Annotated in this window: 1 protein-coding gene; it reads left to right on the forward strand. The window is 73.8% G+C overall.

Features of this window, described 5'->3' with window-relative positions; genetic code table 11:
• A partial coding sequence (locus AAEY72_RS15860) for a hypothetical protein (protein WP_502945411.1) occupies positions 1-248 on the forward strand: 248 nt, incomplete at both ends.

The following is a 248-nucleotide window of genomic DNA, read 5'->3' on the forward strand; positions in this document are numbered from 1 at the left end:
TTCGAACACCTCGGCGGCCCGCTCGAGCGACGGATCGATGGCCTCGCGCAAGACTGGCACGTCGACGAAACCGCCGCGCTCAATCTCGTCGCGCTCGACTGCCAGGCGGGCCCCGACGCACCGCGCCGCGCGCTCACGCCCGGCCTGCCCGACGATGCGTACCGCCACGACGGCCAGCTCACCAAGCGCGACCTGCGCGCGATGACGCTCGGTCGCCTCGCGCCCGCGCCCGGCGAACTGCTGTGGGA

Source organism: Psychrobacter sp. W2-37-MNA-CIBAN-0211, from assembly GCF_040309405.1.
Lineage (GTDB): Bacteria > Pseudomonadota > Gammaproteobacteria > Pseudomonadales > Moraxellaceae > Psychrobacter > Psychrobacter glaciei.